This is a genomic window from Enterobacter cloacae complex sp. 2024EL-00214, assembly GCF_043945575.1.
Taxonomy (GTDB): Bacteria; Pseudomonadota; Gammaproteobacteria; order Enterobacterales; family Enterobacteriaceae; genus Enterobacter; species Enterobacter cloacae_P.
Genome location: NZ_JBIMRC010000002.1, coordinates 251223 through 266129, shown reverse-complemented (window position 1 = coordinate 266129; position 14907 = coordinate 251223). Strand labels below are relative to the sequence as shown.

The following is a 14907-nucleotide window of genomic DNA, read 5'->3' as shown; positions in this document are numbered from 1 at the left end:
CGGCATCGAAATTAACTGCGTAGGAAATATCGACATGACAAGTTTAACACTGCCCCAACAAAACTGCACCATCAACGTACCTTTTCACGGCACTGAGCTGTATGTCGTCAACCACAATGGCGAGCCGTACACGCCTATGAAGCCGATTGTTGAAGGCATGGGTATGGTTTGGGCTTCTCAATTTGTGAAGTTAAAACAGCGATTTGCAAAAGGTGTTTTGGAAATCGAAATACCTTCAGTTGGCGGCATTCAGAAGATGATTTGCCTCGCTCTCCGCAAGCTTGCCGCCTGGTTGAACACCATCAGCCCAAACAAGGTTAAGCCGGAGATCCGCGATAACGTAATCCGCTACCAAGAAGAGTGTGACGACGTTCTCTACGAGTACTGGACGAAGGGGCAGGTGACTAATCCGCGTAAAACTAGCACTGATGAACGCACGCCGTTACGTGATGCGATCAACCTTCTGGTTGGTAAGCGCGGCATCATGTACCCGGAGGCTTATAGCTACGTGCATCAGCGCTTCGGTGTGTCTCATATTGAGGAGTTGCCGTCCGAACAATTAGCGATGGCAGTTGAATACATTCATCGCCTGGCGCTGGAAGGTGAGCTTATGCCAAAGGAAGAGGTTAAAAGCACTCCAGCCAAGCAATTCTCCGATGAGGAACTGGTGAGCCTTTGTTATCTGCAACTGTGGATGGAGAAGTGCCAACGCTTGAGCAAACATCTTTACCCCTCGATGCGTCAACTTGGTTCTGATGTGGCTGGAACTTTACGTGATATTGCTTATGAAACGCGCTATATGACCAACGAATCCAAGAAGGCACTCCTCCGTGAAGCGGATAATCTGGATAAAAACGAATTTATTGTGAAGCGTGCACAGCCAATGCTGGCAATGCTTCGTGGTGAAGAGTGGATTCACTGATAGGCGCACAGGATGGCGCAAAAAGAAAAACCGCCAGTGTGCAGCTGGCGGCCATCATAAACTAAGCAGAAGGTCAAATCATGCTTACAGGTAATTTAGCAGTACAGAACGAAATTGTCACTATGTCCAGCCTGGATATTGCGTCGCTGGTTGGTAGTCGTCCATCTGATGTAAAGCGCAGCATTGAAAGGCTTGCGAAATCTGGTGTCATTCAACTTCCGCCAATGGCTAAAGTTGAAAATAAACAATCGGTTAGCCCAAACAAATTCGTCAGCGCCTATATCTTTGAAGGCGAACAAGGCAAGCGCGACAGCATTGTTGTGGTCGCTCAGCTCTCTCCTGAGTTTACTGCTCGACTCGTTGACCGCTGGCAGGAGCTTGAAAAGCAGATTGCCAAGCCCATTTTCGATCCTGCGCGTGCGCTCAATGACCCCGTATTTCTGCGTAATGCGCTGCTGGAGTATTCGGAGAAGGTTGAGCACCTTCAAATTGCTAATAAAAGCCTGGTTAACAAAGTTGAAACGATGGAGAACCTCTTCAAAGAAGGCATGACGCCGACCCAGTTCTGTAAGATGCTGAATGGCGTTAATGTCATGCTGATCTGCCGTTACCTTGAAGGGCGCAAGTGGCTGTACAACGAAAGCAAATCCCGCACTCGCTGGCGTACCGGTAATTATGCCCGTGATAAATATCTCACTGAGCATCAGACTACCATCAGTGTGCACGGTGGTGAAGACTTCATTAAATACACGCCAGTGCTTTTGAAGAAAGGTGCTGTTCGCATTTACCAGCTTTACCTGAAGGGCGAACTGCCAATGAAGAACACCTGGAACGGTGAATACTCTCACGATAAAGAACTGAAGGGGTAATAACATGGCGCTATGTGTATTGGCAGAGAACCTTCTTGCGAAAAGCCGACATCGCATTGATGGTGACAGTGTTACAGCGAAATTGTCGGTCCTGATATGCGAGAACGATGAAGGTGATGAGGAATTCTTGTACTGGATTCAACTATTTGACAGCGAAGGTGAAATTATGATGAAAGAAGCTCTCATTGATTTCATTTCTGCCAGCGAGACCTTCGAACGCCTGAAAGGCACCCTTGGATCGGCAATCGAGTAGAACCATGTGACAACTAACATCACAAACCTCGCTCCGGCGGGGTTTTTTGTTGCGATTGATTGCAGTATCCGCAGTGCTATGATGTGGTTAACTATCACACATGGATGCTCGGTATGAAGAAGATAATAATCATGGCACTCGCCGTATTCATTCTATGTTCTTGCGATGAACCATTTCAGCCACTCCAGGATTCAGATATCGCGAAATGTGATTCTGATGTCATGTTAAAAAACAGAGGTGCAGTTAGCGGTGCTTCATCTATTGATATGCTTGGAGAATGCGAAGCTCTTGCCAAATATCTTGGAGCTTATCCAACATTTGGCCTTTTAAAAGAGACGGCAACGGCAGTTGTTGCATTTAAGATAAAAGGTTATGACGTCGATCCAATGAGTTTAACTGAAACACTTTTGCAGATTTCTCAGTTGCGCGATCAGTTAGGAAAAGGTGATTCCGCAATAACAAATAATTATGACGTAGCTTTCAAAATGTATTCGGCATGGGGTGGAGATATCACTCCAGTAGATATAGTCTCTTTTTTAAAGAATAGCGGGCCTCTAGCCAAAACCATATCAGATCATGGATTAGTTGCAGCCATGGCGAGCCAGCGTTAATAACCGAAACATCAGAAAAACCCGGCCACTGCGCCGGGTTTTTTATTGCCCAAAGGAAATCACATGGATACTCAGGCTTATCGCGTCGCCGTCCTTCTGACACTTAACGATCAGTTGAGCAAAAACCTAGCAAAGGTAGGCAGGGATGCAAAAGAGCTCGGCGGTAAGTTTGATGCAATAAACAAAAGCATCCTGGCGATCACAAAAAGCTCAGAGGCAGCATCAAAGGCTTTAGAGAAGCTTAATCGCAGTTTAAATAGCCCTGCCTCATCCCAAGCCTTAGGTGCTAAAGCATACGCCGATTCAATGGAGCGCGCAGCCAAGGCTGCAAAACAGATAGCAAGCAACGCACCGGCTTCAAATGCCATGATTGGTGGACTTGTCGGGATTGCCGCAACATCAAGTATTGCAGCAAGAACTAGCGCAGCAAACATGCTTCCTTCCAGTGGTGGCGGTAGGATGCTGCCCCCGGCAGGTGGTGCGTTGTTACTTACTGGGCCTGGTGGCGGCGGCAGCTGGAAAGGGTGGAAAAATGGTGTTCCACCTGGCGGGTGGGGGCCTGGCGGTGGTGGCAATGGTGGCGGCAGCGCGCCTGGCAATGGTCGCACTGGGGGCGGTGGAAGTCGTCAATATGGTATGGAGAATCTCGCCATTGCATATGGCGGCTTTGAAGCCTTAAAAGCCATATCAGATAAAGGAATTGAGTACGAAAGAGAGCTTGCACGTTTGCGACAGATGGGTTTGGATAAATCGCAAATAAACTCATCGGTCGAATTCGTAAAAAATACAAAACTTCCGTACACATCCCAACTTGACATGATGCGCATCTACACAGATGCACAGGGATCATTTAGACAATCAGGGATGTCAGGAAATGAAGCACTAAAATCTGCCATGACAATGGCCCCACTGCTTGCGACATATGAAGCCGCAATGGGGGCGCTTGGTGGAGAAACGAAAGCTGCAACATCCCAAAACATGCGCAATCTTAATAAGATTGTTGAAATAATGGGTGGGTTACAAGATACAGGGAAAGCATCAAATATTGTAGATGCTGTATTTAAAGCCTCTCAAGCTTCTGGACGATTAGTTGATGAGAATCAATTAAAGCAATTTGTTGCTTATGGCAGTTCCGCAACTAACCATCAGAGCATAAAAACTATTTTTGCTGGATTAGAGCCAATAATAGCCGAGATGGGTGGTAGCACAACCGCAGTTGGCATGCGGACGGCATATACAAGAATGAACGGCATGATGTCTATGCCGCCGAAGTTATTGCAACATGAGATGCAACGTCTTGGCATTGCAGATAGTACTGGAAGGAAGCAGAAGGAAGAGTTTTATAACCTTCAGGCAACCGATGCCATTGCCTACGCAAAAAAAATGATGGAGGTGTATAAGCTTCACGGCATCACAAAACAAACTGATATTGAACGTGAAAACTCCATATTACTTGGCACTAATGGCGCAAAAATATACAACCGTATTATGGCCCAAATGAGCACCCTTCTGGAGTCTGAAGAGGCCTATGATCGATCCAAAGGTTCTGGTGACGTAGTAAATAACCCGCTAAATAAACAACTTATGGCGCAACAAAAATTAGCTGCAAAATGGGCTGATTTGGAGCTTGTTCTAGCAAAAGATGGCGGTGCGCTGGATTTGTTTACTTCTGGACTAAGTAAACTTGCCGATATTATGGAGGGATTAAGCAAATTTGGTGCGGCCAATCAAAAAATAAGCAGTGCGGTTGTTAACGTGCTTGCACTGGTTACATCTATCGCAGCTCTTAAAGGGGGCGTATGGCTACTGAAGCATGCCGTATCAGTCTTATTTAGCCCTCTTGAACTAATCACCGGGACCAAAGGCCTTCCTTTGCTTACGTCATCACTTGGCGGGCTATATGGCATCGTGGCAAGGCTTGTTCCGCTTCTTGGCTTGTTCATTCCAACCAATAACACGCCAACTACCACGGAAGAACTGAAGACAATTCAGAGCAAGGGTGCTGAAAACTGGAGCAAATCAAATCCAGGTAAGCCTTTTGCTGGCACGTGGCAAACTCAGGTAATGGAATGGATGGATAAACATCCTGGTGAGCCATTGTCTAACTACAAAGGCTCTCAGGGTGGCAATGTTTACCCTGAAGTACGTACAGGAGGTAACAACCCGAAAGTAGAGGTTCACAACTACATCGATAACAAGGAAATCACTAACGGTGTAGTTAAAACAATCACAAAACAGGCATCGCGAGCACCTACAGGCCCATCAGGCGTAGACCCATCAATGAACCTAATTCACCCCGGAATGGGCAGCCTTGTTCCGCGCTAACAGGAGACTAAATGGCTATTTTTGGACAACTGTCTTCGCTTGCTGGCGTAGCGCAGGGGTTTGACCTTTCCGCAACAAGGTTGATTCTTTCCGGCACGTCAGGAACCTTTGAGTTTCTGGACTTTGAAATACCGGAAAGGATAGTGATACCAGGCCGTCAAAAGGTTGCAATTCACCAGATGATTGGTGGGAAGCGGCTTATTGACGTGCTTGGCGTTGAGTACGATCCGATTACCTGGTCTGGTATTTTCACCGGCTCAACTACCAAGTCGCGCGTCTCGTTTTTGATGGCCATGCGTGACGCCGGGCAGAAGCTAACGCTGACGCTTGATAATTACTCGTTTGACGTAGTCATCACTGACTTTAACCCGACATACGAGTTTGCTTATCGGCAGCCGTACTCGATTTCTCTGGCGGTGATTAAGCGTAATGATGAACCATTGTCGGTTGACGCACTCACCGGTGCGTTGAATGCACTTATAAATAGCGACATAGGGAAGGCTGTAGGGCTGTCAAATATCATCGACATCCAGACAGTTACAGATGCAGTGAGCACGGTTCAGAGCGCAGTACAGACTGTTTCAGACTTTGCTACGGCTACCGTGGATACAGTGCAAACTGTAGTAAGGCCAATAATCGCCGCCCAGCAGATTATCCAGACCAGTATTTCATCACTGGAAAGCTCGCTTAACACGATTACCACGCTTGGCGGGATTGTTCCTGGGTTCCCGATTTCAAAAACCGTGAACAACCTTCTAACTCAAGCCGACGGCATGACGCGCATTCCAGCGCTTTACAACCTCTCTAATGTGCTTGGGCGTGTTGATAAAAACGTCAGAACAGGCCAAACGGCTAACGGGGTTAAAACCATTACGCTTTCCGGAGGAAATCTCTACCAGATTGCTTCCGACCAGTATGGCGATGCTACCTTGTGGGAAAGTCTGGCGAAGGTTAACGGAATTGACGATCCGCAACTCACAGGGATTAACTCGATTCAGGTTCCAACAACGCCATCAACTCAGGCATCAAAAGCTTCCTATCCGGGGTAATTTATGGATGTGAACAACCCTATTATCGCGCCAGACGTGAGGCATGTGTCTGGCCGCTGTTATCTGAATGGGGTATCAGTTCCATTCAAATCGTACGATGTGACAAGCAACGGATTCCGTGGTGCCAGTACCTACAGCGTCGAGCTTGTCATATCTGCGCTGCCAACTGATATGCAGTTAGATTGGTGGGCGAAAACTACAACGGTGACGATAGAACTGTGGGCAGACATTACCTCTACGGTAGGGGTTAACTCAAAGAGTCTGATTAAGGGTAATGTTGATACGTGGGACTATGACCCGGCCAGATTCAGTATCACATGTGAGGGTCGCGATTTCGCGGCCCTTTTCATTGATGCCAAAACAGCAGGTGAAACGTTCAAGAACTACACCTCAAGCCAGATAGCGGAAATCCTGGCTAAGCGGCAGGGTCTGAAGGTTAGCGCCACTGCTACCACTCAGCGATTTGGTGAATTCTATCAGATTGACTCTGCGCACCTTACTGGTGAGCAAACTGAGTGGGATTTGCTGACAACGCTTGCAGCTCTTGAGAATTACTCTGTCTGGGTTGATGGAGATACGCTTAATTTCCACCCTGAGGCGAGCCAGATGTCTGGTGACAGTTATGTCATCAGGTATCAGCCACCTGGGACGATAAACCTCTATCCGCAGGCTAACGTCTCTGAAGACCTGAGATTCTCCCGTGCACTGACCATCTCAAAAGGCGTTACAGTTGAGGTTATGTCGTGGAATTCAAAAACTAAAAACAAACAGTTTACTGCCTACTACCCAAAGACGGCGAAAAACCTATCGCCTGGTGCATCAACACCAAAAACACAGGTCTATCGCATTATTCGTAACGGGTTAAACCCTGAACAGGCGCAGGCGATGGCAGAGAAGATTTACCGCGACGTGGTTCTTCATGAGCTTAAGTTTTCCTGCTCAACAGCTGGTGACAATCTGCTAACGCCACGCACGCTGGTCAGGATAGAAGGCACACAGTCGCTTTACGATCAGAATTACTGGTGTGATTCCGTTCGTCGGAGCATGGACTGGGATAGCGGCTATACGATGTATATCACCGGTAAGAATCATTCTCCGGCTCTAGAGATAACAACAGAATGAATCAGCTAAATAACCTCATTGCGATGAGGGCTCAGCAGGCTTTTGCTGGATTTTCTGGCACGAGGCAGGGGGTCATTACAGCCTATGACCCGAAAGAATATGCCATAAAGGCATCGCTGCAGCCGACAGGTGAGGAAACAGGATGGATTCCTCTTGGCACTCCATGGGCAGGGAATGGATGGGGATTTGCGGCAGGACCGATGATTGGTGCAGAGGTTCAGATTGATTTTGACTCAGGCACGATCGGGGTTGGAATGGCCGGAGGTCAGTTTTATAACAACGAAGACCGTAGCCCAGGGCCGCCATCTGGTGAGCTATGGATAGTCCATCAGTCAGGCTCGATGCTTAAGTTCCTCAACTCCGGGAAGGTTGTCATTCAGGATAGCGCCGGGACTAGCATCAACCTGAATGGCGATGGCTCAAGAACAGATAGTGCCTCAGGAGCAGTAACACAGACGGCATCTGGAGGCATGACCATAGTCGCCAACATCCAGAACAATGGAAACTTCCAGTCGTCTGGTTCAGTAACAGACCAGAATGGTTCTCACGGTTCACTTGGTGATTTGCGTATCAAATACAACGGTCACAAACACAACGGCGTTCAGACCGGCAGCGGTACAACAAATACCACGGATAGCCCAACCAGCTAAGGCCAAATCATGTTCGACATTTTCCATTATGTGGGCACGGATTTATCCGTTTCGCCCAGCGGCGACCTTTTGTCTGTGACTGGGTCTGAGCGAAGGAAACAGAAAATATTACGACGGCTGATCACCAACCCTGGCGAGCTTGTTTTTCACCCTGAGTATGGGGCAGGGCTTGGGAAGAAAATCGGCGAGCACGTTAACGTCTCGGAATGGAAAGCGCTGATTCTAGGTCAGATGAAGCTAGAGGACTGCGTGGCAAGGATACCGGAGCCAGTAGTGACGTTAAAAACGATAGATAACGGCGTAAACGTAGATGTCAGATACAACGACTCAGTCTCGGGAACTGCTGAATTCCTTAATTTCGATATTACGAGGTAAGCCGTGGCACTAAATATTAAGTCGTTCTCCGACATTGTAACGCAGCAGGTTACAGCCATTCAGGCCAAAAGCACTCAACTGCTGGATTTTGCTATCGGCAGCATCTTGCGATCTATTGTTGAGTCGAATAGCGGGGTCATCCTTTGGCTGCAGCAGTTAATTGTTAATCTGTTGGTCATTACCCGAGCTTCCACATGCTCTGGAGCAGATCTGGATTCGTGGTTTGCTGACTTCGGTTTCTATCGTGAGCCAGCAGTTTCCGCCACGGGTAATGTGACATTCTCTCGTTTCACAGCGACAAATGCCGCACTTATACCCACCGGTTCGCAAGTTCAGACCACTGACGGCACGCAGTCATTTCTGGTTGTTGCTGATACATCCAACCCGGCATATGATGCAACGCAATCTGGTTATGTAGTCCCGGTGCTTACAGCATCAGTAACCGTACCAGTATCGGCAGTAACAGCGGGAACCGCAGGAAATGCCTCCGCAAATACCGTAACGGTAATTGTGGGGTCCATCCCAGGCATAGACACGGTAACAAACGCTAGCTCTTTCTCAAACGGCGCAGATGCCGAATCTGACGATGCAGCAAGAACGAGATTTCAGCTGTGGGTGGCATCTTTATCAAAAGCAACTAAGTCAGCCATTGAATATGCGATCTCAAGTGTTCAGCAAGGCGTCTCATATCAGGTTGTTGAGAATCAGAGCTATGCCGGAGCAACGCAATACGGATATTTCTATGCCGTGGTTGACGATGGCTCTGGAAGTCCAACAAGCACCTTTCTTGATACTGTTTACACAGCGATAGATGCAGTTAGAGGGTTCACAATCACCTTTGGCGTGTTTGCGCCAGTTGTTGTCACAGCAAACGTGTCAATGACAATAACAACCTCCCCGTCAGCCGTGCATGGTGACATCACAGCCCTGGTAAATGCCGCGATATCAAATTACATCGCCACACTGACACTTGGACAATCACTGCCAGTGACGAAACTTGCATCACTTGCTTACGGGGCAAGCCCATACGTTACCAACGTAACCAATATAACAATCAACGGACTTACTGCTGATTTAACCGCTACCGTGAAGCAGGTTATTTGCGCCGGTACCATCGTTATTAGTTAAGAGGATAATATGGCAACTGGTGACCAGGATGATTTCGTCAAAAGGCTGAAATCAGTTCTTCCGGTACAGTGGTTTAATGATTCTAACCAAATACTGGACGCTGTATTAAATGGCCTTGCTTCTGCACTTTCATGGGTTTATCAACTCTATACTTATGCGGTGTTGCAGACGAGAATACTTACCGCAACAGACAGCTGGCTTGATATCATTGCCAATGATTTCTTTGGAGAAAGGATAAAGCGCCAGGCTGGGCAAACTAATGATGAATTTCTTAATGTAATAAGAATTAATCTATTCAGGGAGAGAGGCACAAGGCAGGCGATAATTAAGGTACTGGAGGATTTAACAGGCAATACTCCAAAAATAATTGAGCCAGCAAGGCCGCAAGATTGCGGCGGCTACAACATGCCAAACATTGGTTATGGCGTGGCTGGAGCGTATGGATCTCTTTTAATGCCATATCAGGCATTCGTTATAGCTTACAGGCCAACAGGTGAAGGCGTTCCTTATGTCGGTGGCTATACCTCTACTGTGTCAGGATATAGCACGCCTTCGCGTGGTAAATATGCCTCATATTCAGAATTAACAGGTGTAACAGATACACAAATTTACGCTGCAGTAGCCTCTGTCAAGATGGAAGGTACTACGGTGTGGGTTCGTATCGAATAACCAACCGTAAACTTAAATAATAAACAGGCTGCATGATGGTGGCCTTTTTGTCATGGGAAAATTATGAATCGTCAGATTGTATATACTGGTGCTATTCCTTTAGAAACAGACCTGCTCAATACCAATAAATATGCGATGCTTGGGCTTGCAAAGCTGGCATCATCATTAATGGGCGGGAATACTTACGTTCATGGACTTGCATGCACCCCATCAAGCCCACCATCAATGATTGTAAACGTGGCTGCAGGGCAGGTTTATAGTCTTCAGAATATTGATGGCACGGCATATTCATCACTACCAGCTGATACAACTCATAGTATCCTTAAGCAAGGCTATATACTTGATGCCCAGCAGTTTACTTTAACAGCCCCACCAACTGCTGGATATAGCATCAACTATCTGATCCAAGTTACCTATTCTGATGTTGATGGTGGCTCGACAGTCCTACCTTACTATAATGCCAGCAACCCTTCTTCAGCATGGACCGGTCCAAATAATAGCGGAACTGCGCAATACACCGTGCGACAGGGTGTATGCACGGTCTCACTTAAGGCTGGGGTAGCGGCAACCACAGGAACTCAAGTCACCCCATCTCCTGATAGTGGTTGCACAGGCCTGTACGTCATTACAGTTGCCCAGGGAGCAACAACCGTCACTGCAGGAAATATATCTACGTATGCAAATGCGCCATTCCTGCCACAAGGTGGGATTGTTGATGGAATTCAGAGGAATGCGATGCGTTATGCCGCTGATACTGGGGTGGCAAATGCTTATATTGTAAATATCAATCCAGGCGTCCTGTCCCTTTCTGACGGGATGGAGATAAGCTTTAAAGCAGCCAATGCGAACACGGCATCAAGTACTCTGAATGTCTGTGCTTTAGGCGCTTATCCAGTTCTTAATAAGTTTGGGCAGACGCTAATTAGCGGAGAGATTGCATCAGGAAGTCACGTTACCGTTAAATGGTCATCCACTGCTTCTTCATGGTTTATTCTTGACAGTACAAATGGGGTTCCTACTGTTCCTACGGCCCCTCCAGGAACTAATTCTACCCAAGAAGCATCTACAGCGTTTGTGAGGGCGGCAATAACTGCTCTTTCACTAGGTACTGCATCAACTAGAGATGTAGGAACCGGCGCTAACCAAATCCCTGATATGTCAGCATATACTTCTGGATCTGGATGGATTCGATTTCCTGATGGAACAACCATCCAATCAGGTAATGCCAGCTTTGCTTCTGGTATCAATAACATATATGTGAATTTCCCTAGAGCCTTCAGTAACGCTGGCTACCGAGTTTCTTGTGTCTGGAATGATGTGGGTGTGGCGCAAAGCGGATCTGGAGCGCAAACTCCGTCCAACATCGGTATCAGTGCAACATCGAAATCTGCAACAAGGTTTGGTCTATGGCAGGGCGGACCGGGTGGTTTTAACGTTGACTGGATTGCAATAGGAGTTTCATGATCATGGGTACTGCATATGTGTGGAGTCCTTCTAGTTCTGGATTTTATCCTGAGAGTGAGAAGGAGCGTCTAAAAGAGATTGGGGCGTGGCCATCTGATGGCGTGGAAGTAACAGAGGAAGAGTACGAAGCTCTTTTCCAGGTTCCCCCTGGTAAATACATTGATACAGTTGACGGAAGGCCAGGGTGGGTTAGTGCTCCCACTCCACCAAACTCTGAACTTCTGGCAAAAGCCATTTCTGATCTATCAGCGGTATATAAGAGCGACATTAATGAACTTAACACTGCATACCTAGCAGCAATTGTAAATGACGGGCCTACCGAGGCTACCAAGCAATTGGCAGTTAGAAATCAAATTACAGCAAGAAAAGCAAAATACGCTACCGATATTCAGGAAGCAAAATCACGATATCCAGTATAAGGAGTTGCTATGAGTGAAGAAGAGTCAAAAGATACGGCGCAACCTCAAGTTAAGTTTTGCCCGATCTGTGGAGGTTTAATGAGCCAGATTGACTATCTCGGCTCGAAGTGGTGGCTCTGTGATGATGAAGAATGCGGATATATGGAAAAGGTAAGCTGATTTGCAAAGGCTCGCAACAGCGAGCCTATTTTATTAGGTTTTAAATTTTCATGGTATCTCATGAAATGTATTTTGATAAAGATTTACCGATCATAATAAATCTCACTTCAATAAACCTGAATATTAAGGATGAAAATAAAACAGAAAGAGCAACAGAGAATGCGAAATAAGCCACACTGCCATGAGTGTTGATTCCCATTGGAGCAATAATATAATAATTTATTGCGAATATGGTGATTATATGTGACAAATACAATGAGTATGAAACATCCCCAAGTTTATCTAGCCATGAACACCTAGGAAGCAACCCTGAGCGTTCGAATGAAATCCCTGAAATAACAATTAACATGCCAGCGAGACCATAATTTAATGGCCCATGATAGTTTGAGGTGCCAAATATAAACATTAACATAAATAAAGTGAATGTTATAGCCGATATCAAAATGTAGATGATTCTGCTTTGTTTTAACTTTGTAAAAACGAATGAAACTGCGATGCCGTAAATAAATTCCACTAACATTGGCGAAGCAAGTAGTTTGAATATTCCTTGTGAATACATCGTTGGAGATGAAAAATCTAAAGCGACATGCTTATTTGATATGAGTTGCAGGATGACAACAAAAAATAAAATTGCTGCGGAGGCTAAAATCCCCCTTTTGGCATGCGAAAAGCATATTGCAATAACAAAGATGGAGTAAAATAATAGTTCGTACGTTAGTGTCCATGCCGGGTAAAGGAAGTTATACCCGAAGAATGGGGCTGGAGCGTCAAAGTTAAGAGGAATAAACATCAACCCCTTAACTAGATCAACCGGCTGTGGTGTACCTGGCGCAATAGAGATGAAAGCAAGAACGCAAAACAGAAACACAGGATAGATCCTGAACGCTCGTCTTATAACGAATGTAAGAGGTTTGCTGTGTTCTCTCTTCAGTGTGGACTGATGAATAATAAAGCCACTTATGATAAAAAAAAGGTCAACACCAAAAATTCCGTGTGAAAAAAATTTGTATCCAATATCGGAAATTCCGAATGCACCGTTCAGATTCTCCTTTAGATGCGTGAAGACAACCATCAGCGCTGCAATCCCTCTCAAATACTGGATGCTGTGAAAACGTTCCTGCATTTCATGAGTTCCCGAAAAAAATATTATCAATGATAACAGCACGGTGAATACGATCAACGAGACCGTGCCATGTTTTGAAGTTGATCTGCCTGTCGCTCTGATTATACTGTATGTGCATACAGTGTTTTCGGAGGTGTACCATGGGATTCCCTAGTCCAGCACAAGACTATGTAGAGCAACGCATATCACTCGACCAGCGCATCATAACCAGGCCAGCGGCTACGTACTTCATGCGAGCTGGTGCGACACATTACCGTGAAGGCATTCTGAGTGGGGCTTTGCTTGTTGTGGACGCATCACTGAGTCCGTGTGATGGTTCATTGCTGATTTGTGCATGTGAAGGCGAGTTCCGCATTAAAAGGTATCGCACTCATCCAGAGCCTCACCTGGAGAATCTGGAGAATGGAAAGATGGAACTATTGAGGCAAAAGAATGAGATGGCCGACTCTGACCGGCCAGTGTTCGGGGTGATCACCTACATCATCAACGATGCGCGTTCTGGCGAGTTTGATGATTGTCCGGTGATGTAGGTGGCGCTACGCCACCGTCTCATCTAGCCAGTCAGCCCACCACTGCATCATTTCACGACGCGTATCGAGGTACTCAGCGTGGTTGTACACTGAGCGCGTACCGCCGCTAACGTGTGCAAGTTGCATCTCTATCGCGTCTTTGTTCCAGTGCTTCTCGTTGAGTACGGTGCTGAACTGGTGTCGCATTCCATGTCCGCTTGTCTGGCCTTCGTAGCCAATGCTTCGTATCACGCCGAGCACAGCGTTCTCGCTGATAGGCTTCTTCCTGTCGGTTCTACCCGGGAAGCACAGCTCATACTGTCCAGTGACTTGTTGCAGGAACCTGAATAGTTCGATAACCTGATCTGACATCGGAACCACGTGTAGCTTCCTGCCTTTCATGACCTCAGGGTCAACCGTGATTAGCCTGGTTTCGTAATCAATTCCCGCCCATACCAGCGAACGCAATTCCACAGTACGCATAGCCGTATAGTGAAGAATCTGCGCTGCTATCTTCGAGACAATCCAGCCGCCATACGCGTTTAAAGCCCTCTGGAATTCGTGTATGCGGTGCATAGGAAGGAAAGGGTAGTTCTGCTTCCTGTACCCCTTCATCGCGCCAGCAAGGTCTCTGGATGGGTTGTACTTAGCCCTTCCAGTTATGATCGCATAACTGAACACCTCGCCACACCTTCTCCTCGCCTTATCAGCGCGTTCCATTGCGCCCCTGTCCTCAAATATCCTGATGATTTTCAGCAGCGTCATTGGTTCTACATCATCCATGCGTAAGTGACCGATGACCGGAAGAATGTCGTCAGTGAACATGCCCATCATCTCGTCAGCATATCCCTTAGACCACACCTTTGATTTGTGTGCATGCCATTCTCTGAAGATATCACAGAACGAGTCAGCGGCTTCTTCTTTCACTTTCTTCTTTAATGCCTGCTTCTGTTCGGCCGGATCAACCCCAGTCAGCAACTTCATTTTTGCTTCAGATTGTTTAGCACGAGCCTCTGTGAGAGAAATTTCAGGATAGGGTCCAATTACTAGGGTTTTCTCTTTTCCGTCGAACCGGTAACGCATACGCCATACCTTTTTACCTGATGGCGGAACGAACAGGAAAAGGCCTCCGGAATCTGCGAGGCGATATGATTTTTCCGCAGGCTTGGCTGCGTCGATTTGCTTTACCGTAAGCATGTGGGCATAAATCCGTGGTCATTTTGCAGTGTGCCCACAATATGCCCGCAAAATTATCTGGTC

General features: G+C 46.8%; 17 protein-coding genes. 15 read left to right on the top strand and 2 right to left on the bottom strand.

Annotation, left to right across the window (positions count from 1 at the left end; all coding sequences use genetic code 11):
* The first annotated feature begins 34 nt into the window (after positions 1 to 34).
* From ACHHZ6_RS03575 to ACHHZ6_RS03510, 14 genes are all read left to right on the top strand, one after another.
* Complete coding sequence (locus tag ACHHZ6_RS03575) at positions 35 to 922, top strand: phage antirepressor N-terminal domain-containing protein (RefSeq protein ID WP_395121745.1); 888 nt, start codon at positions 35 to 37, stop codon at positions 920 to 922.
* A gap of 80 nt (positions 923 to 1002) precedes the next feature.
* Complete coding sequence (locus ACHHZ6_RS03570; protein WP_395121744.1) at positions 1003 to 1791, top strand: phage antirepressor protein; 789 nt, start codon at positions 1003 to 1005, stop codon at positions 1789 to 1791.
* A gap of 4 nt (positions 1792 to 1795) precedes the next feature.
* Complete coding sequence (locus tag ACHHZ6_RS03565) at positions 1796 to 2044, top strand: hypothetical protein (protein ID WP_395121743.1); 249 nt, start codon at positions 1796 to 1798, stop codon at positions 2042 to 2044.
* A 113-nt stretch (positions 2045 to 2157) separates the two neighbouring features.
* On the top strand, positions 2158 to 2655 hold the full coding sequence (locus ACHHZ6_RS03560; RefSeq protein ID WP_252082420.1) for a hypothetical protein: 498 nt from the start codon (positions 2158 to 2160) through the stop codon (positions 2653 to 2655).
* 63 nt (positions 2656 to 2718) lie between these two features.
* Positions 2719 to 4980, top strand: coding sequence for a hypothetical protein (locus ACHHZ6_RS03555; RefSeq protein WP_395121742.1), 2262 nt, complete (start codon positions 2719 to 2721; stop codon positions 4978 to 4980).
* 11 nt (positions 4981 to 4991) lie between these two features.
* The gene (locus ACHHZ6_RS03550) at positions 4992 to 6029 is read left to right on the top strand and encodes a hypothetical protein (protein ID WP_395121741.1); all 1038 of its coding nucleotides are present in this window, start codon (positions 4992 to 4994) and stop codon (positions 6027 to 6029) included.
* Positions 6030 to 6032: 3 nt separating this feature from the next.
* A complete protein-coding gene (locus ACHHZ6_RS03545) occupies positions 6033 to 7151 on the top strand; it encodes a phage late control D family protein (RefSeq protein WP_395121740.1) in 1119 nt (372 codons plus the stop codon).
* Positions 7148 to 7801, top strand: a complete 654-nt coding sequence (locus ACHHZ6_RS03540) for a phage baseplate assembly protein V (protein WP_395121739.1) — start codon at positions 7148 to 7150, stop codon at positions 7799 to 7801. The genes ACHHZ6_RS03545 and ACHHZ6_RS03540 overlap by 4 nt, the downstream gene beginning before the upstream one ends.
* Positions 7802 to 7810: 9 nt before the next feature.
* A complete protein-coding gene (locus tag ACHHZ6_RS03535) occupies positions 7811 to 8176 on the top strand; it encodes a phage tail protein (protein ID WP_395121738.1) in 366 nt (121 codons plus the stop codon).
* A 3-nt stretch (positions 8177 to 8179) separates the two neighbouring features.
* Positions 8180 to 9304, top strand: a complete 1125-nt coding sequence (locus ACHHZ6_RS03530; protein ID WP_395121737.1) for a baseplate J/gp47 family protein — start codon at positions 8180 to 8182, stop codon at positions 9302 to 9304.
* 9 nt (positions 9305 to 9313) lie between these two features.
* The gene (locus ACHHZ6_RS03525; protein ID WP_395121736.1) at positions 9314 to 9973 is read left to right on the top strand and encodes a hypothetical protein; all 660 of its coding nucleotides are present in this window, start codon (positions 9314 to 9316) and stop codon (positions 9971 to 9973) included.
* 63 nt (positions 9974 to 10036) lie between these two features.
* Positions 10037 to 11437 carry a phage tail protein gene (locus ACHHZ6_RS03520; protein WP_395121735.1) on the top strand — a complete coding sequence of 467 codons (1401 nt, stop codon included), beginning with the start codon at positions 10037 to 10039 and terminating at the stop codon, positions 11435 to 11437.
* Positions 11434 to 11856 carry a tail assembly chaperone gene (locus ACHHZ6_RS03515; protein WP_395121734.1) on the top strand — a complete coding sequence of 141 codons (423 nt, stop codon included), beginning with the start codon at positions 11434 to 11436 and terminating at the stop codon, positions 11854 to 11856. The genes ACHHZ6_RS03520 and ACHHZ6_RS03515 overlap by 4 nt, the downstream gene beginning before the upstream one ends.
* A 9-nt stretch (positions 11857 to 11865) precedes the next feature.
* Complete coding sequence (locus ACHHZ6_RS03510; protein ID WP_395121733.1) at positions 11866 to 12015, top strand: hypothetical protein; 150 nt, start codon at positions 11866 to 11868, stop codon at positions 12013 to 12015.
* A 58-nt stretch (positions 12016 to 12073) separates the two neighbouring features.
* Here ACHHZ6_RS03510 and ACHHZ6_RS03505 read toward each other — a convergent pair whose 3' ends face one another.
* Positions 12074 to 13138, bottom strand: a complete 1065-nt coding sequence (locus ACHHZ6_RS03505; RefSeq protein ID WP_395121732.1) for an acyltransferase family protein — start codon at positions 13136 to 13138, stop codon at positions 12074 to 12076.
* A 140-nt stretch (positions 13139 to 13278) separates the two neighbouring features.
* Between ACHHZ6_RS03505 and ACHHZ6_RS03500 the strand changes: the two genes are divergently transcribed.
* Entirely contained in the window at positions 13279 to 13668 is a 390-nt protein-coding gene (locus tag ACHHZ6_RS03500) for a S24 family peptidase (protein ID WP_395121731.1), read from the top strand.
* Positions 13669 to 13674: 6 nt separating this feature from the next.
* Here ACHHZ6_RS03500 and ACHHZ6_RS03495 read toward each other — a convergent pair whose 3' ends face one another.
* Positions 13675 to 14844 (bottom strand): tyrosine-type recombinase/integrase, encoded by a 1170-nt coding sequence (locus ACHHZ6_RS03495; protein WP_395121730.1) that lies wholly within the window; start codon positions 14842 to 14844, stop codon positions 13675 to 13677.
* Positions 14845 to 14907 lie beyond the last annotated feature (63 nt).

What these genes read in the sequence shown, in the direction of transcription:
- ACHHZ6_RS03550 (WP_395121741.1), top strand. Translation starts at nt 4,992, where the DNA reads ATGGCTATTTTTGGACAACTGTCTTCGCTTGCTGGCGTAGCGCAGGGG.
- ACHHZ6_RS03520 (WP_395121735.1), top strand. Translation starts at nt 10,037, where the DNA reads ATGAATCGTCAGATTGTATATACTGGTGCTATTCCTTTAGAAACAGAC.
- ACHHZ6_RS03525 (WP_395121736.1), top strand. Translation starts at nt 9,314, where the DNA reads ATGGCAACTGGTGACCAGGATGATTTCGTCAAAAGGCTGAAATCAGTT.
- ACHHZ6_RS03505 (WP_395121732.1), bottom strand. Translation starts at nt 13,138, where the DNA reads ATGCAGGAACGTTTTCACAGCATCCAGTATTTGAGAGGGATTGCAGCG.
- ACHHZ6_RS03495 (WP_395121730.1), bottom strand. Translation starts at nt 14,844, where the DNA reads ATGCTTACGGTAAAGCAAATCGACGCAGCCAAGCCTGCGGAAAAATCA.
- ACHHZ6_RS03540 (WP_395121739.1), top strand. Translation starts at nt 7,148, where the DNA reads ATGAATCAGCTAAATAACCTCATTGCGATGAGGGCTCAGCAGGCTTTT.
- ACHHZ6_RS03500 (WP_395121731.1), top strand. Translation starts at nt 13,279, where the DNA reads ATGGGATTCCCTAGTCCAGCACAAGACTATGTAGAGCAACGCATATCA.
- ACHHZ6_RS03535 (WP_395121738.1), top strand. Translation starts at nt 7,811, where the DNA reads ATGTTCGACATTTTCCATTATGTGGGCACGGATTTATCCGTTTCGCCC.
- ACHHZ6_RS03545 (WP_395121740.1), top strand. Translation starts at nt 6,033, where the DNA reads ATGGATGTGAACAACCCTATTATCGCGCCAGACGTGAGGCATGTGTCT.
- ACHHZ6_RS03575 (WP_395121745.1), top strand. Translation starts at nt 35, where the DNA reads ATGACAAGTTTAACACTGCCCCAACAAAACTGCACCATCAACGTACCT.
- ACHHZ6_RS03565 (WP_395121743.1), top strand. Translation starts at nt 1,796, where the DNA reads ATGGCGCTATGTGTATTGGCAGAGAACCTTCTTGCGAAAAGCCGACAT.
- ACHHZ6_RS03560 (WP_252082420.1), top strand. Translation starts at nt 2,158, where the DNA reads ATGAAGAAGATAATAATCATGGCACTCGCCGTATTCATTCTATGTTCT.
- ACHHZ6_RS03570 (WP_395121744.1), top strand. Translation starts at nt 1,003, where the DNA reads ATGCTTACAGGTAATTTAGCAGTACAGAACGAAATTGTCACTATGTCC.
- ACHHZ6_RS03515 (WP_395121734.1), top strand. Translation starts at nt 11,434, where the DNA reads ATGATCATGGGTACTGCATATGTGTGGAGTCCTTCTAGTTCTGGATTT.
- ACHHZ6_RS03555 (WP_395121742.1), top strand. Translation starts at nt 2,719, where the DNA reads ATGGATACTCAGGCTTATCGCGTCGCCGTCCTTCTGACACTTAACGAT.
- ACHHZ6_RS03510 (WP_395121733.1), top strand. Translation starts at nt 11,866, where the DNA reads ATGAGTGAAGAAGAGTCAAAAGATACGGCGCAACCTCAAGTTAAGTTT.